General features: G+C 38.5%; 17 protein-coding genes. 6 read left to right on the plus strand and 11 right to left on the minus strand.

Going from position 1 to position 16,872, the window contains the following annotated elements; translation table 11 throughout:
• Positions 1–202: 202 nt before the first annotated feature.
• Positions 203–331, minus strand: coding sequence for a hypothetical protein (locus AC0L7T_RS13805; RefSeq protein ID WP_473343245.1), 129 nt, complete (start codon positions 329–331; stop codon positions 203–205).
• 95 nt (positions 332–426) lie between these two features.
• On the opposite strand from AC0L7T_RS13805, the gene AC0L7T_RS13810 reads away from it, so the two are divergent.
• Together AC0L7T_RS13810 and AC0L7T_RS13815 are read left to right on the plus strand one after the other, a co-directional pair.
• On the plus strand, positions 427–573 hold the full coding sequence (locus tag AC0L7T_RS13810; protein ID WP_473343371.1) for a hypothetical protein: 147 nt from the start codon (positions 427–429) through the stop codon (positions 571–573).
• A gap of 389 nt (positions 574–962) precedes the next feature.
• Entirely contained in the window at positions 963–1,079 is a 117-nt protein-coding gene (locus AC0L7T_RS13815) for a hypothetical protein (protein WP_473343246.1), read from the plus strand.
• Positions 1,080–1,146: 67 nt separating this feature from the next.
• Here the strand turns inward: AC0L7T_RS13815 and AC0L7T_RS13820 are convergent, their stop codons facing one another.
• The 6 genes from AC0L7T_RS13820 to AC0L7T_RS13845 all read right to left on the minus strand — a co-directional run bounded on the left by AC0L7T_RS13820 (position 1,147) and on the right by AC0L7T_RS13845 (position 5,490).
• Positions 1,147–1,341 carry a cold-shock protein gene (locus AC0L7T_RS13820; RefSeq protein ID WP_020892154.1) on the minus strand — a complete coding sequence of 65 codons (195 nt, stop codon included), beginning with the start codon at positions 1,339–1,341 and terminating at the stop codon, positions 1,147–1,149.
• Between the two features lie 32 nt (positions 1,342–1,373).
• The gene (locus AC0L7T_RS13825; protein WP_020892155.1) at positions 1,374–1,568 is read right to left on the minus strand and encodes a cold-shock protein; all 195 of its coding nucleotides are present in this window, start codon (positions 1,566–1,568) and stop codon (positions 1,374–1,376) included.
• Between the two features lie 24 nt (positions 1,569–1,592).
• A complete protein-coding gene (locus AC0L7T_RS13830; protein WP_473343247.1) occupies positions 1,593–2,558 on the minus strand; it encodes a fatty acid desaturase family protein in 966 nt (321 codons plus the stop codon).
• Positions 2,559–3,164: 606 nt separating this feature from the next.
• Positions 3,165–3,503 (minus strand): hypothetical protein, encoded by a 339-nt coding sequence (locus tag AC0L7T_RS13835; RefSeq protein ID WP_473343248.1) that lies wholly within the window; start codon positions 3,501–3,503, stop codon positions 3,165–3,167.
• A gap of 140 nt (positions 3,504–3,643) precedes the next feature.
• Positions 3,644–4,153, minus strand: a complete 510-nt coding sequence (locus AC0L7T_RS13840; protein ID WP_473343249.1) for a DUF6789 family protein — start codon at positions 4,151–4,153, stop codon at positions 3,644–3,646.
• Positions 4,154–4,332: 179 nt separating this feature from the next.
• Positions 4,333–5,490, minus strand: a complete 1,158-nt coding sequence (locus tag AC0L7T_RS13845) for a zinc-dependent alcohol dehydrogenase (RefSeq protein ID WP_473343250.1) — start codon at positions 5,488–5,490, stop codon at positions 4,333–4,335.
• A 765-nt stretch (positions 5,491–6,255) separates the two neighbouring features.
• On the opposite strand from AC0L7T_RS13845, the gene AC0L7T_RS13850 reads away from it, so the two are divergent.
• Positions 6,256–7,434, plus strand: coding sequence for a sialidase family protein (locus AC0L7T_RS13850; RefSeq protein ID WP_473343251.1), 1,179 nt, complete (start codon positions 6,256–6,258; stop codon positions 7,432–7,434).
• A gap of 1,951 nt (positions 7,435–9,385) precedes the next feature.
• Here the strand turns inward: AC0L7T_RS13850 and AC0L7T_RS13855 are convergent.
• Together AC0L7T_RS13855 and AC0L7T_RS13860 are read right to left on the minus strand one after the other, a co-directional pair.
• The gene (locus tag AC0L7T_RS13855; RefSeq protein ID WP_473343252.1) at positions 9,386–10,543 is read right to left on the minus strand and encodes a hypothetical protein; all 1,158 of its coding nucleotides are present in this window, start codon (positions 10,541–10,543) and stop codon (positions 9,386–9,388) included.
• A gap of 196 nt (positions 10,544–10,739) precedes the next feature.
• Positions 10,740–11,576: an alpha/beta hydrolase gene (locus AC0L7T_RS13860; RefSeq protein ID WP_473343253.1), complete on the minus strand. Its 837-nt coding sequence runs from the start codon at positions 11,574–11,576 to the stop codon at positions 10,740–10,742.
• A 529-nt stretch (positions 11,577–12,105) separates the two neighbouring features.
• Here AC0L7T_RS13860 and AC0L7T_RS13865 point away from each other — a divergent pair.
• Positions 12,106–13,002 (plus strand): alkaline phosphatase, encoded by an 897-nt coding sequence (locus tag AC0L7T_RS13865; protein WP_473343254.1) that lies wholly within the window; start codon positions 12,106–12,108, stop codon positions 13,000–13,002.
• Between the two features lie 16 nt (positions 13,003–13,018).
• Here AC0L7T_RS13865 and AC0L7T_RS13870 read toward each other — a convergent pair whose 3' ends face one another.
• Positions 13,019–13,201: a hypothetical protein gene (locus tag AC0L7T_RS13870; protein WP_473343255.1), complete on the minus strand. Its 183-nt coding sequence runs from the start codon at positions 13,199–13,201 to the stop codon at positions 13,019–13,021.
• Between the two features lie 310 nt (positions 13,202–13,511).
• Between AC0L7T_RS13870 and AC0L7T_RS13875 the strand changes: the two genes are divergently transcribed.
• Both AC0L7T_RS13875 and AC0L7T_RS13880 read left to right on the plus strand, forming a co-directional pair.
• Positions 13,512–13,826 (plus strand): DUF5060 domain-containing protein, encoded by a 315-nt coding sequence (locus tag AC0L7T_RS13875; RefSeq protein ID WP_473343256.1) that lies wholly within the window; start codon positions 13,512–13,514, stop codon positions 13,824–13,826.
• Positions 13,781–15,172 (plus strand): glycoside hydrolase family 140 protein, encoded by a 1,392-nt coding sequence (locus AC0L7T_RS13880; RefSeq protein ID WP_473343257.1) that lies wholly within the window; start codon positions 13,781–13,783, stop codon positions 15,170–15,172. The genes AC0L7T_RS13875 and AC0L7T_RS13880 overlap by 46 nt, the downstream gene beginning before the upstream one ends.
• Before the next feature lie 111 nt (positions 15,173–15,283).
• Here AC0L7T_RS13880 and AC0L7T_RS13885 read toward each other — a convergent pair whose 3' ends face one another.
• On the minus strand, positions 15,284–16,534 hold the full coding sequence (locus tag AC0L7T_RS13885) for a porin family protein (protein ID WP_473343258.1): 1,251 nt from the start codon (positions 16,532–16,534) through the stop codon (positions 15,284–15,286).
• Positions 16,535–16,872 lie beyond the last annotated feature (338 nt).

Raw genomic sequence — 16,872 nt, forward strand, 5'->3', positions numbered from 1 at the left:
ATTTCTATAAATTTGTTGTCAATTACACTATGTAGATACGACAATGTAAGGGGTTGATTGCGACATTCTTAATTTGTAATTTGCTTGAATAAAACACATCTCTATTCTTGTCCCAGAAGGGGATACCAGTATAAGTAATCTTGCGGCTACCCACAAAATGTTGACCATGGTCAATGGACATTTGGAACGCACCGGCCAATCACTATTGTTCGTTGTTCATTTGGTTGGCCTTTTCAGAGAAAGTCAGGTCAGCAATGGTATTTTCATCGTAAAACCGGATGGTACCATTAAAGAACTGAATAAGACCGTATTTAATTATTATTCCGGCCATTAATGGTGACGTTTATGATATAAAAGCTCAATCTTGATTTTATTCCCTGGATTAATAAGCAGTATGAAAAAGGATCCGAAGTGGCTAGCTTATGCATGGGAGCTTTTCTGTTGGCCAAAACGGGGCTATTGGATGGGAGAAGTTGTGCCACACACTGGCTTATAACCAAAGAATTTCGGGAAATGTACCCTGAGGTAAACCTTTTGCATGACAAAATCATCACTGATGATCGAGGCTTATAAACGAGTGGTGGTGCCTATTCCTATTCCTCTTTGAATTTGAACCTATATTTGATGGAAAAATTTGTAGGAGGGGACATGGCGGTACTTTCTTCAAAAATATTTGAAAATCGATATCAATCGTCAAAGTAAGTCTCCATTTATTATTTTGAAGGGACAAAAATACCCTAGTGATAAAGCTGTGAAAGAAGCCCCATGAATATATAGAGTCTTATTATAAGAAAAAACTTACTGTAGATGAAATTTCTGAGCTATTTTCGTTAGGCAGGAGAACCTTTGGACGAAGGTTTAAAAAAGCCACTTCCAATACGGTAATTGAATACATTCAATGAGTCAGGGTAGAAGCAGTTAGAAAGTAGTTGGAGGGTGACCGAATAAGCATTAATAAAGTTATGTATGACGTCGGCTATAATGATGTAAAAACCTTTAGAGGACTCTTTAAAAAGTTTGTTGGCGTGTCCCCTGTAAGTTACCGTAGCAGGTGCTATAAAGAGGTAGTACTAGATTAGTAGGGGTATAAACAAAAAAAAAGTGATCATAAAATGATCACTTCTTAATTTTCTGAGCTAATTTTATTTAGCTGATAACCTCAACGTTAACTGCGTTAAGTCCTTTTTGACCTTGCTCAGCTTCGTAAGATACTTTGTCATTTTCTCTGATCTCATCGATCAATCCACTACTGTGGACGAAAATATCTTTACCTGAATCACTTGGAGTAATAAATCCGTACCCCTTCTCTGTGTTGAAAAACTTTACTGTTCCTTCTTGCATTGTATTATTGTTTGAATTGTAATATTGTGTTATTAATCTATGCGTTCAACGTTAATGGCGTTGAGCCCTTTTTTTCCTTGTTCTGTATCATAGGAAACCTCATCGTTTTCCATGATTTCATGAATAAGACCACTGTTATGGACGAAGATATCCTTACCTGAATCCTTTGGGGTAATGAACCCATACCCTTTTTCTGTGTTGTAAAACTTTACTATTCCTTCTTGCATTATTATAATTATATTGTTGTTGAATTATTTTTTTACTGATGGAAGTTCCATTCGACCTAGTAAGTAAAGCATTTTAAAATGCTTGGCTATGGCTGAGGTGAAATTTCCATTGTTATGGTACGGCAATCCAAATTCCTTGGATGTCTGCTCCACAATAGGAGCTAATTTCTTATAATGAACATGACTTATATTTGGAAACAAATGATGTTCGATCTGATTTGTAAGTCCTCCAACTAGCCAGTACAAAACCTTGCTATTTGGGGAGAAATTGCAGGTTGTCGCCAATTGATGGGCCATACGCTCATCTTCCATATTGCCCTCTTTGTTAGGCAAAGGAAAGGAAACTTCTGATACCACATGTGCGGATTGAAAAACCAGTGATATCGACAAGCCAGTTACAAAATGCATAGCCAAAAAGGCCAAGATCACCACTCCTGGTGCAAAACCTGACATTACCAAAGGCAATACCAGCGCATAAGAGTAATACAATAATTTCCATAAAACCATTTTGACCAAACCCAATTGATAAGTCTTTTTGTTTTTGATCAAACCCATTCTATAATACCTGGTAAGCCTAATAAAATCTTTAGAGGTTATCCATGAAATGGTGGACAATCCATAAAAAAACCAGGCATATAGATGTTGAAATTTATGAAGTCTGTTTATTTTAGCATTTGGCGAGAAACGTAGAAAAAACGGCGCATTGATGTCGTCATCATGTTCCTCAATATTGGTAAAGCTATGGTGAAGCACATTGTGTTGCAACCTCCATACCTCATTGTTTGCACCAATAAGGTTAATGGTATAACCCATAAACCTATTAATATACTTATTGTTAGAATAAGACCCGTGAATAGCATCATGCATGATTCCCATCCCTATTCCCGCCATTCCAAATCCACTAATGATGAATAAACCAAACAATAGTAACACACTTGTAAATGGGACGAAAATAATCACAACTAATGGAGCAAAAAACAGAAGCAACATAAAGATTGTTTTTACAATCATATGTTCATTTCCATATTTGCTTATTTTGTTGTTTTTGAAATATTCCGATACACGATACCTTAGTGTAGAGGAAAAATCAGGACCTACTGATTTGGCAAAAGATAGCTTTTTAATAAAAATAGAATTAAATAAAACTTATTTCAATAAGGAAGGAAATGTTGAGGGAATAGCCCGATGTAAATCGACTATTGTAAACGTAGGGAGAGATTCTTAGAGGAAAATACTACTTAAACCGTTATTTCTCACTGCCTTTGCAGCGCACTTACTTAATTATTGTACCCAAACATTTTTTGGATGTTGTAAAGGTAATCATTTTTCACCATATAAAACTATTTTTCTTTAAAATATTTCTAATTCAGTGCGATTTCACTTTGCTGTGGGAGCTGAACATTGCCTTAGAGGTAACTGAACATTGCCTTAGAGGTAACTGAACAGTAGTTATGGCAGAAATATTATCCTCAAATTTCAATAGCTCTCCTCAAAAAAATTGGTTGAATTTATCCTTTTTTTGTACCTTCAAGTGAAGCTATGCTTGGGTTATTTTACTCTTCTCTCAAAAATTCAACCTGATTCATAAGTGCTTTGTCAATTGGTTTTTTTATCGGCAACCGTAGTTTGCAAGTGATCTATAAGGTCTTCTATTTTCCCTACACGGGACCTGAAATAAACTTTTTCCCATTTACCTGATTTTAATTCCAGGTTAACAGAATACAATTTCCCCCTCCACAACATCTGTACCTTTTGTAAGTTCCAGCTTTTAAGGTCTGAATCCAGATTTATAACTTCTTTTCTTAAAGGATGCCAAATGGTTAATTTGTTGCCTTCCAATTGGATTTCATTGCTGCTTCTAGAGTTGGTCAATAGCACTGAAATCAATGCTGAAACTATTAAAATCGATATTAAAACTATATACAAGTAACTCATTCAATGTGTCATTTAGATTATTATCGCTTGTGTCAAAATCCAATAATTACAAAAAGAGCTATTTTTCTGGTAACCTTGTTTCAAAAAAGTGTCAAAAGTATACCATTGCAATTAATGGAAGAAAGCTAAAATATTTATGTTTAGTGTAATTCAGAGGTTAGTTTGGCCCTTTCCTGCAATTGGTACCAAAATTCTGGACTGTCCGTAATAAGTTGAAAGACATTTACACTGACGATCCCAAAAACAATATGGGCCAGGAACAATGCCATGAAATAGTGAAACTGGGATATTTTTGGAGGCTGATTGTATAAGCTTAGGTAAGTTTTCCAAACAACGACAGCCACGCCTCCACTTGCTGCGCCTATTATTACAGCATCTTGAAAATTAATTCGAAATATTCCCCAGTTCCATAATAGAAAATAAGTAAATGAGAAAATAATGCCCACTCCGAAATGGGCCAAAGTACCTAGGAATATAGCTTTTTTGGAAGGATTCACAAAATTGCTTTCTCCTGAGATCATGCTTCCCAATATATGGATAACTTTAGTGAAATGGTTTGACAATGAACTGTATATATACATTACCAAGGTCATGGCAATTGTACCTGCTACACCTGACAATAGGGTGATTAGAAAATGCTTAATATCCATATTATTGACATGATTTTGATTTAGTAAACTATAAATGTTTGGATGATAAGAGTGAGGTCAAGCCTCACTCCCTATTTTTTTAGTTTCTACCTGTGAAGCACCTATTTGGTCCGCTAAAACGGTTTAAGTATTTTAGGTTTGATTAAATTTTTCCTGTCGCTTTAATTTAAAGGTATTGTTTACGGTTTCAGTACAACTTTCACACAGTCATCTTCTTTTTTATCAAATATTTCATAGCCTTTTGAAGCTTCGCTCAATGGGAGGGTATGAGAAATGATATCATCCAATTTTACTTTATCTTCCTGGACAAGAGAGAGAAGTTTATCGATATAATTCAAGACTGGGGCCTGTCCCTGTTTGATCGTAATGGCTTTATCAAATACCCTGTGAAGTGGAAAGTTGTCATACGTAGAACCATATACGCCCATAATACTTACAGTACCCCCTCTTCTTACAGCTTTAAAAGCCATATCCAGCACTTTCATACTTCCTTTTTCAAAGTTAACAGTGGCCTTTAATTTATCCATCATGGTTCTTTCCGGCTCAAAACCTACCGCATCTACACAGACATCCGCACCGCGGCCTTCTGTCATATCACGAATGGCCTCAATCACCTCCACTTTATGGGGATTAAGCGTCGTAACACCATTTACTTCACGGGCTTTTTTTAGTCGGTATTCTAGAGGATCAATGGCAATGACTCGGGCTGCCCCATTAATCCAGGCCGCTTTTTGGGCCATTAATCCAACTGGTCCTGATCCGAAAATTGCTACCGTTTCACCTCCTTTGAGTTGTGCCCAATCGATGGCAGACCAGCCTGTAGGAAATATATCGGTAAGAAAAAGTGCTTGATCATCACTCATTTCATCTGGAACGATTCGAGGGCTGATATCGGCATAAGGCACCCGTACATATTCTGCCTGACCTCCTGAATATCCACCGTATAAATCGGTATATCCAAACAATGCGCCTCCTTTCTGATCGGTAAGATTTCCGTTGGGGCCATAGTTTTTATAATTCGACTGTTCACAATGAGGGGAAGCTCCATGGTTACAGAAAAAACAGTGACCACAAGCGAGTGGAAAAGGCACTACCACTCGGTCTCCTTTTTTTAGCCTTTTGACTCCTTTTCCTACTTCCTCTACAATGCCCATGAATTCATGCCCCATAATCATACTGCCTGCCTGGGGAACTGCACCGCTTAAAATGTGGAGATCAGATCCGCAAATGGCAGTAGAAGTAACTTTTAAAATAACATCTGTTGCGTCAATTAGTGAAGGGTCTTCTACATTATCGACTTGGATTTGGCCTGGTTTGTGAAAAACTGCTGCTTTCATGGTTAGTTGGTTTTTGGCGTTAAATAGATAGCTTGGTTTTAAAATTATATTTTTACTAGAATCCCAAAACCCCTCATCCGGTAGTGATGAAGGGGAATTATAAGGAATAACGAAAAAAAACAGTAATTAACTAAGCCAATATTTATTCCCATTAAACATTTAAGCAAAAAAGCACACATTAATATAGACACTGTTAAATTCATCACCTCTTAACCGTAGCGGCTTTCTTTTTGAATGATTTTAAACCCGAATAAATATATCTTCATGGGGATTAGTAGGTGTATCCATAGATTTTATCCGCAAATAATGAGCCCAATTATTATATTGCCCATAAAATTGGAGTCCATGAATGTATGCCATTTAATACCTGAAAAACTAAAGGTTTCAATTTAAATTTCAACTTTGTCAGGTAAATTATGAATCATTGGTTTTATAAGGTCGAAAATAAAGGAAACAGTAAGTATATTTGGGTTTGGCCTGTAAAAGAGCAGGAGATTCCTTTGGTTGTTCCAATTGTAAATTTCTTAAAAAATGAAAAATTTTTAACCGGTAGAATTGTGATAACAGTTACCTGTAATTTTTTGACATCAAGGCTAATTGGGTGTCAAAGACAAGTTTAAGTATTCATTCAATCGATGAAAGGCCTATATCAGATTTCAGTGCAATAAACCAAGAGAGGTCTGGCTAATAAATAAAGTATTATTTAATCTATTGTACAACCACCTAAAAATTCCCAACAATTAATACTCAAACAAATTAACCAATATGAAAATAGTAACAATTTTAATTACAGTTCTGTTATCCGGTTTTGGCTTGTCAGCACAACAATTTGATGATTCAAAAGTGCCCGGAGTTGTGGTGGCCTACAGTCCGGCTTCTTCAGGCAAGTACATTGGATCTCCTAGTTTGGCTATTCTGCCTAATGGGGATTATGTGGCTTCCCATGATTTTTTCGGACCTGAGTCCAATGAACATAAAAGGGCCACCTCTAAAATTTATACCTCAAGCAACAAGGGGAAATCATGGAAGGAAATTGCTGAAATTGACGGGGCATTTTGGTCCAAACTTTTCGTCCATCAAGGAACCCTATGGTTGATAGGACCAGACAGACATCACGGAAATACCCTTGTCAGGCGCTCAGATGATGGCGGAAAAACCTGGACGAAACCTACTAATGGTACCAATGGCTTAATCCTGGAAGGGGAGTACCATTGCGCTCCTATGCCCATCATTGAGCACAATGGAAGAATTTGGAGAGCCATGGAAAGTGCCATGGGGCCAATTAAAAAATGGGGAAAAAGATATGGTGCGTTTATGCTTTCAGCACCTGTTGACGCTGATTTATTGCAAGCCGATAGTTGGACAAGTAGCAATATCTTGTACTATGATTCTACTTATTTGGATGGCAACTTCGGTGGCTGGTTAGAAGGCAATGCGGTTGTGGACAAAGAAGGTCAGGTATGGGATATTTTGCGAGTAGATGATCGCTCCACATTAGAAGAAAAAGCTGCCAGAGTTAAAATTAGTGCGGACGGGAAAAAAGCCACTTTTGATCCTTCAACTGGTTTTATACCTTTTCCTGGAGGAAGTAAAAAATTCTCTATTCGATATGATGAGAAAAGTGACCTGTACTGGACCATTGCCAATGTTATCCCTGAAGCAATTAAGGAGTCCACAGACCGAACGAACCCTGCCGGTATCAGAAATACCCAAGCATTGTTTTCATCTCCTGATTTAATCCATTGGGAACAAAAGAAAGTATTGTTACAGCATGAAGATATAATTAAACATGGTTTTCAATACCTTGATTGGGTATTCAATGGAAAAGACATCCTCTTCTTGTCCAGAACAGCCTATGATGATGGGGTTGGAGGAGCACACAATAACCACGATGCCAACTTCCTTACCTTCCATAAAATCAAAAAGTTCAGAAAAATTAAGTAAAGTGTTCTGTGTTAATCCTTTTAGGGTTGGAAATAGTAAAAGGTTTAACTAGCCGTGGATGAAAATCCACGGTTTTTTTGGTCTTATAAGCCTTAGTAAACGAGATAACTCAAGGATGGGCATACACCGATTTTAAAAAAATATGGTTTGGGTTTATCGAACCGCAAATTAATTATTTGCTATAAAGAACCCCTTTAGGGGTGATATTTTTGTAGCCAGTGGCATCAGCCACTGGATTCGTGAAATAAACGTCAATCGATTTTGGCGGTATTGTTGCGCTTTTCTGCAACAATGCTGACAAAATCTCCCTGATGAACGTTTTCTCATGGAAATGAATTGACCTTGTAATCCTGGTCTCACCTGACTGGTTAATTTTTCATTATTCCCACTGTTCATTTTTGGCCCTGAGTGAATTGCAAATCAGGACAGGCTTGACCCAAAAACGAACCAAAAAGGTCAAGGCTGTCAAATCTTATTTCAAATGATGGATTAGGTTTAGGGAAAATATATCATTAGCGTATCCATCATTTGATTTTTGGAGCTGAATTTCGGGCTAAAAATGAGTGGATCTCCTTATTGGAGCTAACTCATTTTTTTAACGCCCTCCATCCATCTCCAAAAACCATAAGCTTCGAAGGCCGAAAATACTTGAAATAACATGCTGTCATAAAAGAGTTTCTTGGTCGAGATTCAATGATACACACAAAGCTATCTAGCCAATTGGACCATTAACCGAACTTGTAACTCTTCCTATTAAAACAAAATTTTGATCTTTACTATAACCGTAAACTCCTTTAGGGGTGACTTGATTATAGCCGGTGGCCCGAGCTACCGGATTAGTGAAGTAAACGTAAATCGATTTTGGCGGTATTGTTGCCATTTTTCTGCAACAATGCTGACAAAATCACAAGGGAACAGTCCTTTACCGAAACCATATATTAACCTATATGACCCGAAAACCCCGACAGGGGTGATATTATTATAGCCGGTGGAGTCAGCCACCGGATTGATAATCAAACGTCAATTGATTTTGGCGGTATTGTTGCCTTTTTTTCTGAAACAATGCTGACAAAATCACAACGGAACAGTCCTTTACCGAAACCATACATTAAACTTTATGCCAACCGAAAACCCCGGCAGGGGTGATAATATTATAGCCGGTGGAGTCAGCCACCGGATTGATAATCAAACGTCAATTGATTTTGGCGGTATTGTTGCCATTTTTTCGCAACAATGCTGACAAAATCACAACGGAACAGATCTTTACCGAAACCATACATTAAACTTTATGCCAACCGAAAACCCCGGCAGGGGTGATAATATTATAGCCGGTGGAGTCAGCCACCGGATTGATAATCAAACGTCAATTGATTTTGGCGGTATTGTTGCCTTTTTTTCGCAACAATGCTGACAAAATCACAACGGAACAGTCCTTTACCGAAACCATACATTAAACTTTATGCCAACCGAAAACCCCGGCAGGGGTGATAATATTATAGCCGGTGGAGTCAGCCACCGGATTGATAATCAAACGTCAATTGATTTTGGCGGTATTGTTGCCTTTTTTTCTGCAACAATGCTGACAAAATCACAACGATACAGTCCTTTACCGAAACCATACATTAAACTTTATGCCAACCGAAAACCCCGGCAGGGGTGATAATATTATAGCCGGTGGAGTCAGCCACCGGATTGATAATCAAACGTCAATTGATTTTGGCGGTATTGTTGCCATTTTTCTGCAACAATGCTGACAAAATCACAACGGAACAGTCCTTTACCGAAACCATACATTAAACTTTATGCCAACCGAAAACCCCGGCAGGGGTGATAATATTATAGCCGGTGGAGTCAGCCACCGGATTGATAATCAAACGTCAATTGATTTTGGCGGTATTGTTGCCTTTTTTTCTGCAACAATGCTGACAAAATCTCCCCTTGAATTCCGCATTCAATTGTCTCTGACAAATGCATTTTGTAAATCCCCAACCCATCTGTGTTTGTATAAGGTAGTGCGCTGTAATCCATTATCGCCTTTTTCATTGTTGGATATATAAAACAAACCATCACCCAAGGGCTGTATGCCTGTCGCTCCCCATTTAAAATGCCAACCACGAATACCTGTATCAGGATCCTTAGACCCAGCTTGGAGTAAAGACAAAGTTTTGACTTTTATTTTTTTATTATCTGAAGCAATTCGGGTGCTTACTGGCTTTTTATGTCCATCAATTACGAATAAATCATAATTTAGAAATTGGGTTTTGGATCCCTTATATACCGCGGCAAATAAATTACCGGTAGGTGAATCGTAGGCCAGGTTTTGAATACCATAACGGGTATTGCCGGTTTTCACAAAATACTTTTCTAATGGTTTTTTAGGACCTGAGGTATGAAGATTATCTTGCGATAGCTGCTTTTCATATTTATCCCAATTGCTGACATCATACTTTAAAATTACCTGATGGTCATTGTCATCCCTATCCACATCCCCATAGATACCATAGGCTACATATAAATATTTTTTATTTAGGTTAGAACTTCCTATGGAAGGGGCAAATGTGAGTCCATCGATACCTGAACAGGCATAGCGGTGAGGCATGATTTTATCACCTACATTTACTTCAGCTTCGTAATCTTGTACCACCTCTGATAAATAAACAGTACGCAACAAGTCCTCTGTGTCGGCATCCATATCTGCACGCAAGATTTTGGCCCCATCAAAAATGGCAATATAGAAACCATTCACTCCTGCATTCTCTTCCTGTCCCAAAGTCTTTTTGATCCCTTTACCTATTGCATCATTTTTATACTCCAAAGAACCGTAGATTTTACCATCCTCTTCGTTGAAATCCAAATCGCCCAGGTGACCCATAAATCCGCCTACGCTTCCTACCAATTGGCCAGAAAGGTCCATTTTGACCAGTTTATTGGTAAAAGAAAGATAAATAAATCCATTTTTTCTATCCAAAGCCATGCCTTGTACATGCATTTTCCCTTGGTCTCCTGAAAAGAAAGCATCGGGCCAATGGCTTGGTATTTTAACTTCCTGCCCCTGAGTGTTCCCCAGCATCAAAATAAAAAAGAAGGAGAATAGTAATGTTTTTTTCATTGGTATCGATTGTCTGTGGCAGTTCCACATTGGTAAATGAATCTCATTGTGCTCATTCAAAGTAAACAAGATTTTTGCTAAATTTTCTTGTTAGCTGTTACGCTAGTTTGGCATCTCCATGCTTAATGCCAGATAAACAATTATTATCCTTTTTTATGCTGGATAATGGATTCAGTTAAGTATATCTTTTTTGACTTTAGGATGCCGCATTGTCTAAAAAGAGATTGATTTGTTCGACATACCATCCCCCGAAACCTTTGGATTCATAGTCGACCTGGAATCCTGTCAGGTGCTCACCTGAAAATTGTACCACTTGACAATTTTGACCAAGTAATTGACAAAGGGATACAGCATCCTGATGTGTAGTTATCGTGTCATTAGAGGCGCTGAAGATCAATAGAGGAATGTCAATGGCTTTTATTGCTTTCTTGTATTTATTAGGCTTTTCAGGCAGAAGCAAAGGCTTATCCAATGCTTGGTAGCGTTCAATGATGGCTGAAGTAGCTGTTACATATCCTTCTCCTATAATAAAATCAATCTTTCCCTTTAGGACAGGATAAGCGCGAGAAGCAATTGTTGTACCCATGGACATTCCCCAAACACCAATTTTTCTATCCTTAAATTTTTCGGAAATGGTATCGACTACAGCTTCCAGGTCCCATGCAAATTCGGTGTAGTAAAGAAAATCTCGTTGAATTTCAAAATCGTCACTTTTACCAAAGCCTCTATAATCAAAAGTTACTACCGTATACCCGGCATTGGCTAAAATAGCGGCATGATAGACAAAATAGGACATATTACCAGCATCTGGATAGGCCAATATTAAAACGGTGTCCTTATCCCTTTCTTTGTTGGCTTCATAAATCCATGTCTTTAACTCAAGATGATCCTTTGTTTTAATGCTCAATTGTTCATAATTCCAAGCAACGGAGTCAGGAGTCCTGATATACTCCCGATCCGGGTTTATAGCAAAACTAGGGCCTGCAAATCCGATCAATATTACCAAAACAAGAATACAACAAATAGCTTTCATGTTGGACGAACGTTGTCAATAAATGGGATCAAAACGAGTGGAATAATTGAAATCAATATACCATTTATTTAAATAAAATTGAGATGATAGTTATTGACCCGGGAGAATCCAAGATGGTTAATTACCCATGGCATTGGAGAAATAATAAAGGATAGACTGGATAAATAGAGCAATTTATATAAGGTTAAGAACTTACAAATATTCTTGATTGAACAACTGTGGAGCCAATAAACCCCTTTTTTAATTGTAGTCAATCTTTTTGAATATTGGTCAGTAACAACCAAATACTACTTAAAGATATATGGTAAGGATAACTTTTTGAAGATGATGGGAAATATCTTAACAATGGGATGAACGGAGCTTTTAATTTATCAGTATTTGATAGTTTTGAAGCTTAATAGGCTAAATACAACTAGGCTTACCATAGTATTTGTTTGTGAAAACCTTTAAAATGGAAAGCTTTACCTGCTGAATGTACTTGTTGGAAAGCGTATTGTTTTGATTCAATTAATAATAAACAAGTAAATAAATGAACTGTAAAAAATTAACCTTAGTGCTGCTGTTGCCAGCAATGTTACTGAGTACTGCAGCCTTACAGGCACAAGTGAAAAAAGTAAAACATGTAGTATTATTGGGTTTGGATGGCTTAGGAGCTTATGCAATTCCTCAGGGTGAAATGCCAAACCTTAAAAGAATTATGGAATCCGGAAGTTACAGTTTAAAAGCCAGAACAGTCTTACCCTCATCCAGTGCAGTAAATTGGGCTTCTATGTTGATGGGCTCAGGACCTACGGCCCATGGATATACTGAATGGGGAAGCAAAACGCCGGAGATTCCATCTGCAAAAATTGGTAATTACGGGATTTACCCTTCCATTTTTGGCTTGATCAGGGAACAAATGCCCAAGGCTAAAACCGCAGCAATTTATAGCTGGGGTGGTATTGAATACTTGCTGGAAAAAGATGCCATTGATGTGGTGATGCATGGAGATGATGATGAAATCTGTACCGAAAAAGCTTCTGAATTAATTATTACAGAGAAACCAAATTTTGTATTTATCCATTTGAGTGAACCAGATGGAGTAGGACATGGGATTGGCCACGATACCCCGGAATACTATGCAGAACTAAAAAATGTAGACCATAGAATTGGTCGAATATATGACGCCATCGAAGAGGCGGGCATTGCTGATGAAACCATCTTTATGCTGTCTTCAGATCATGGAGGAACAGGGAAAGGCCATGGAGGAAAAAGTTTGGAAGAAATATATATCCCATGGATTATTGAACGTAGGGGTATAAAAAAGAACCATGAGATTTCGGACCTGATCATGACCTATGATACAGCGGCCACCATTGCCTGGATATTTGGCTTGGATATGCCACAGGTATGGAGAGGAAAACCCGTGTTGGAAAGCATTAAATGACTTTTCCTTTCCTAAATTAGGAATAGTTGCCAAGTTTATAAACCAAATTAACCATGCTAAGGGCCGGATTGTATTTAATACGGCCATTTTTATAGAAGTTGATACCTAAAAAGTTTAGGGGGCCAGCATTTCCTTCAACAAAGGTTTCTGTGAATTTTTTTGCTTCTGTTTTAAGATTATAATAAACTATAATTCTCATATTTTATCAAATCACCAAATTTTTTTGAAAGCATTGATTAAATAGGAGCAATTTCTGTTTATTTGTATTGTCTGGATTTTAATGATGGTTTTACTATTTATAAATCCGCAAACCTTGCAGGTTTTGGTGATAATCAGCGCGATGTTAAAATTAGCTGAGTGAAACCTGCAAGGTTTTATCTCAACAAGAACCAATTGATTAAAGAAATAGGCTGCGGAAATTAGTTGTTTGCTATGATTTCGTTTACCGATACACTTAACTGTAGACAGTTAATCAATTACTGTCAAGTGAATAATATAAATTTAAGCCCATGAGAATTGTCTTTGCCCTGCTTGTCATTAGTAATTTTCTCTTTAGTTGTAATACCTCTCAATCGGAAAAAGCTGCCATTGAAGCCCCTCAGTGGGAGGAAATAGCGCTGGTTTTTACTGCTGCCAATACCTATGACAATCCTTATACGGATGTAGAAATGTATGCGGAGTTCGTAGGTCCCGATGGACAGCAACTGCGCCGACCTGCCTTCTGGGATGGGGGACAAAACTGGAAAGTCCGCTTTGCTTCTCCTATTGCCAATGGGGAATGGAAATGGAGGACCATCGCTTCCGAAAGCAGAATAACGGTTTAAATGGGCAAGAGGGAAAGCTTAAAAGTGTGGCTTATGCTGGTGAAAATCAATTGTTGCGGCATGGTCTGTTGCGCATGTCTGAGGGCAAGCGAAATGTAGTCCATGCGGATGGTACGCCTTTTATCGTGGTAGGAGATACGCCTTGGGCCATGCCATGGAGAGCAACCTATGCGGATGTAGCGCATTATGCCCAAGATCGAGGAGAAAAAGGCTTTAATACTGCTTTACTAATGACCCTTCAGCCTGACCAAGGGGCTACCGGTCCCAATGCCCGGGATACGGATCAAGGTTTTGCTGTCGCTTTTTCAGATTTGCCAGAGGGACATATCAATCAAATCAATGCGGATTATTTTCAGTACCTGGACAGCCTGATGGGAATACTTGTCGCTAATGAAATTGTTCCGGTCTATCAACCTGTTTTTCATGGATTTGGATGGAAGGGTAAAGAGGTATTGGGTAAGAATATTGTGGCTGAAGAATATGCACGCTATTGCAAATACCTTGTGGCACGCTATGGTGCCCGTCCAGCCATGTGGTTGGTAGGTGCGGATGGCACAGGGACAGAAGTAGGGGTCAAAGAAGGAGGGGAGACCGTTGAAGTCTGGGATGCTTACCAGCAACCTACAGGAATTCATTATAACCCTTCTGATGATTATATTGCTGCATGGGCTGACCAAGATACTTATATTCCGCATTACAATAAATCTTTTCAAGATGCCGATTGGCTGGATTTTCAGTGGGCACAATCCGGGCATCGTGCTGCGCACATTTATAAAAAGGTGGAGCAAATGTATGAAAACAAACCTGTCAAAGCAGTAGCCAATGGAGAACCTACTTATGAAGGAATAAGAGATCCGGAAAATGGGGCTGGCTGGTGGCAGGGAGAAGAAGCTTGGATGCAACTAATGTCTGGAGGTACCATGGGAGTGGTTTACGGAGCAGGAGGCATATGGCAATGGAAAGTGAGCGCAGATGAAGCAGGATGGGCAGAATGGGCAAATTCTGAGTTGTCCTGGCGGGAGGCCTTGAACCTGGAAGGCAGTCGCTATGTGGGATTTATAGCGAAAGCTATGGAGGGAATGCCATTTACAGATATGGAGAAGCGAAAAGACCTGGCAGGAGGGAAGCTTTGTCTGGCCAAGGCAGGAGCGTTCTATGTAAGCTACCTTAACGAAGGTGGAGAAATTACCTTAAATGAATTGACGCCTGAAATGCCTTATCAATGGTTCAACCCCAAGACTGGTGCATTCTTAGAGGAAGGCAAAGTATCGGAAACCGTTCAGACCTTCACTGCCCCAGACAATGAACCATGGGTACTACTTGTCGGCAAAAGAAAAACCATTTAAAAAATCACCCCATCACCCCATCACCCCATCACTACATCACCAAATCACTACATCACTATATCACCCCATCATCTATTGTTTTTCCCATTCATCAAACGGCCAAAAGCCCATTTAATTGAACCGATAATTGAGCAGAAGAAAAAAACGATGCGTCCGTACACCCAAAAAAATGTAGTCAGACATCCCGTTACCTCTCTCATAGCGGAATTCACTAGACAGGCGTCCTTGTATGGCTCCTAAACCTAGTATTAGTCCTTGCTCATAGCGACGTGTTTTATCCAATAACTTGCCTTCCTCAATGGTTTCTGAAGTATGGAATTTATTTACAGTGGTTTTTTTGTTGGTTTCACTCAAGGCATATCCATTTGATAATCCTCCATTGGCAAAAACTTTAAAACTTCCCAAAGGATACCTAAAGCGCACCATATTATTTACTTTAAGGTAACCATGACCCAACTCGCCTTCTACATTTCTATAGTGATTTTCATTGGTGATGTCTTGAAAGCTTCCACTTACAGTATAATTAGAGTAAAATAACTCATTATAAATAGACCATTTTCGATCATTTCTAGGTAGTATAAAATCAACAAAAACACCTGCGACTACACTGTAATTGCTTGGAAAATTAATCCTTAGAATGTCAAAAATTTGGCTACTACTAAATGAAAGTGATGTTGAAGATACTCCTGTCACAATACCTAACTCGGCAATTACTTTCTCTCTAACTTTTTTAAATGCGGGCAGTCCATCCTTACATTCATAATACTTCATAAAAATGCTTTCCAAACTTTTGCTGTCATAACTGGCACCTTCAAGTGTGGCAGTCATGTACAAACAATCACCCAAATAGGAAGCCAGTTGACGCTTGTAGGTTTCGTTTTCTGCTTTGAGCTCCTTCCCGTTTTGTTCTACAAGGTACCACTTGTATTTCAGAAGGGTATAGCTGTTGCCCTCTTTGATATAATAGTTCTCCTTGCCAGAAGACTTCATTCCTAGCAAGGACTTTTCCCCCAATACCAAAGTCTGTAAGAATATTGTATCCATTCTCACCTGTAAGGCGGAAGATTCACTGTGTACATAGACCGTATTCTTAGTAACTTCCTTTTCCACTGCAGCCCCCACATAGATTTCATCCAATACCCCAAATTCGGCGATGTCCAAGGGCTTGTAAACTTTTATGCTGTCCTGTCCCTTCTGTTTGAAGAATACAGTTTTCGGGTTGTTATCCCAGTTTCTATAGTCTATAAGTCCAGGTATGCTGTCCCCTTCTAAGGTCTTTACATAGCCAGGTAAGTATTTTTCCTGTGATACTGCCTCGTTAAAAATCAATACAAAAAATACAAAAGCAAAAATAAATTTCATCGAATAAAAATTGTTAACGTGTTTTATAAAACCCAAATATAAAGACAAATTTGGTTAATGTCTTTCTAATCCCTTCAAAAATAAAGGGATTTTAGTTTTCGATATCGCCTTTAAAGCATCCCAAACATTTCGTTATTTCTTTAACCCGGATTATGTAATGGGATTTTCCGTGTTTAAGGGAAGTGTTGTAATCGCAAGAAAATCAGGCTGTTTAGAAATTTCAGCATAGCACCGCTATGGTGAACCTGTCTTCCGGCAGGTAGAATTGAAATTAGCAACGATTGGGTATTTTGAATCGATTTCAGCACGTAATAGATTTTCTATTCCCTATTTCGGGT

It is taken from the genome of Cyclobacterium sp. 10D3-21, assembly GCF_055809755.1.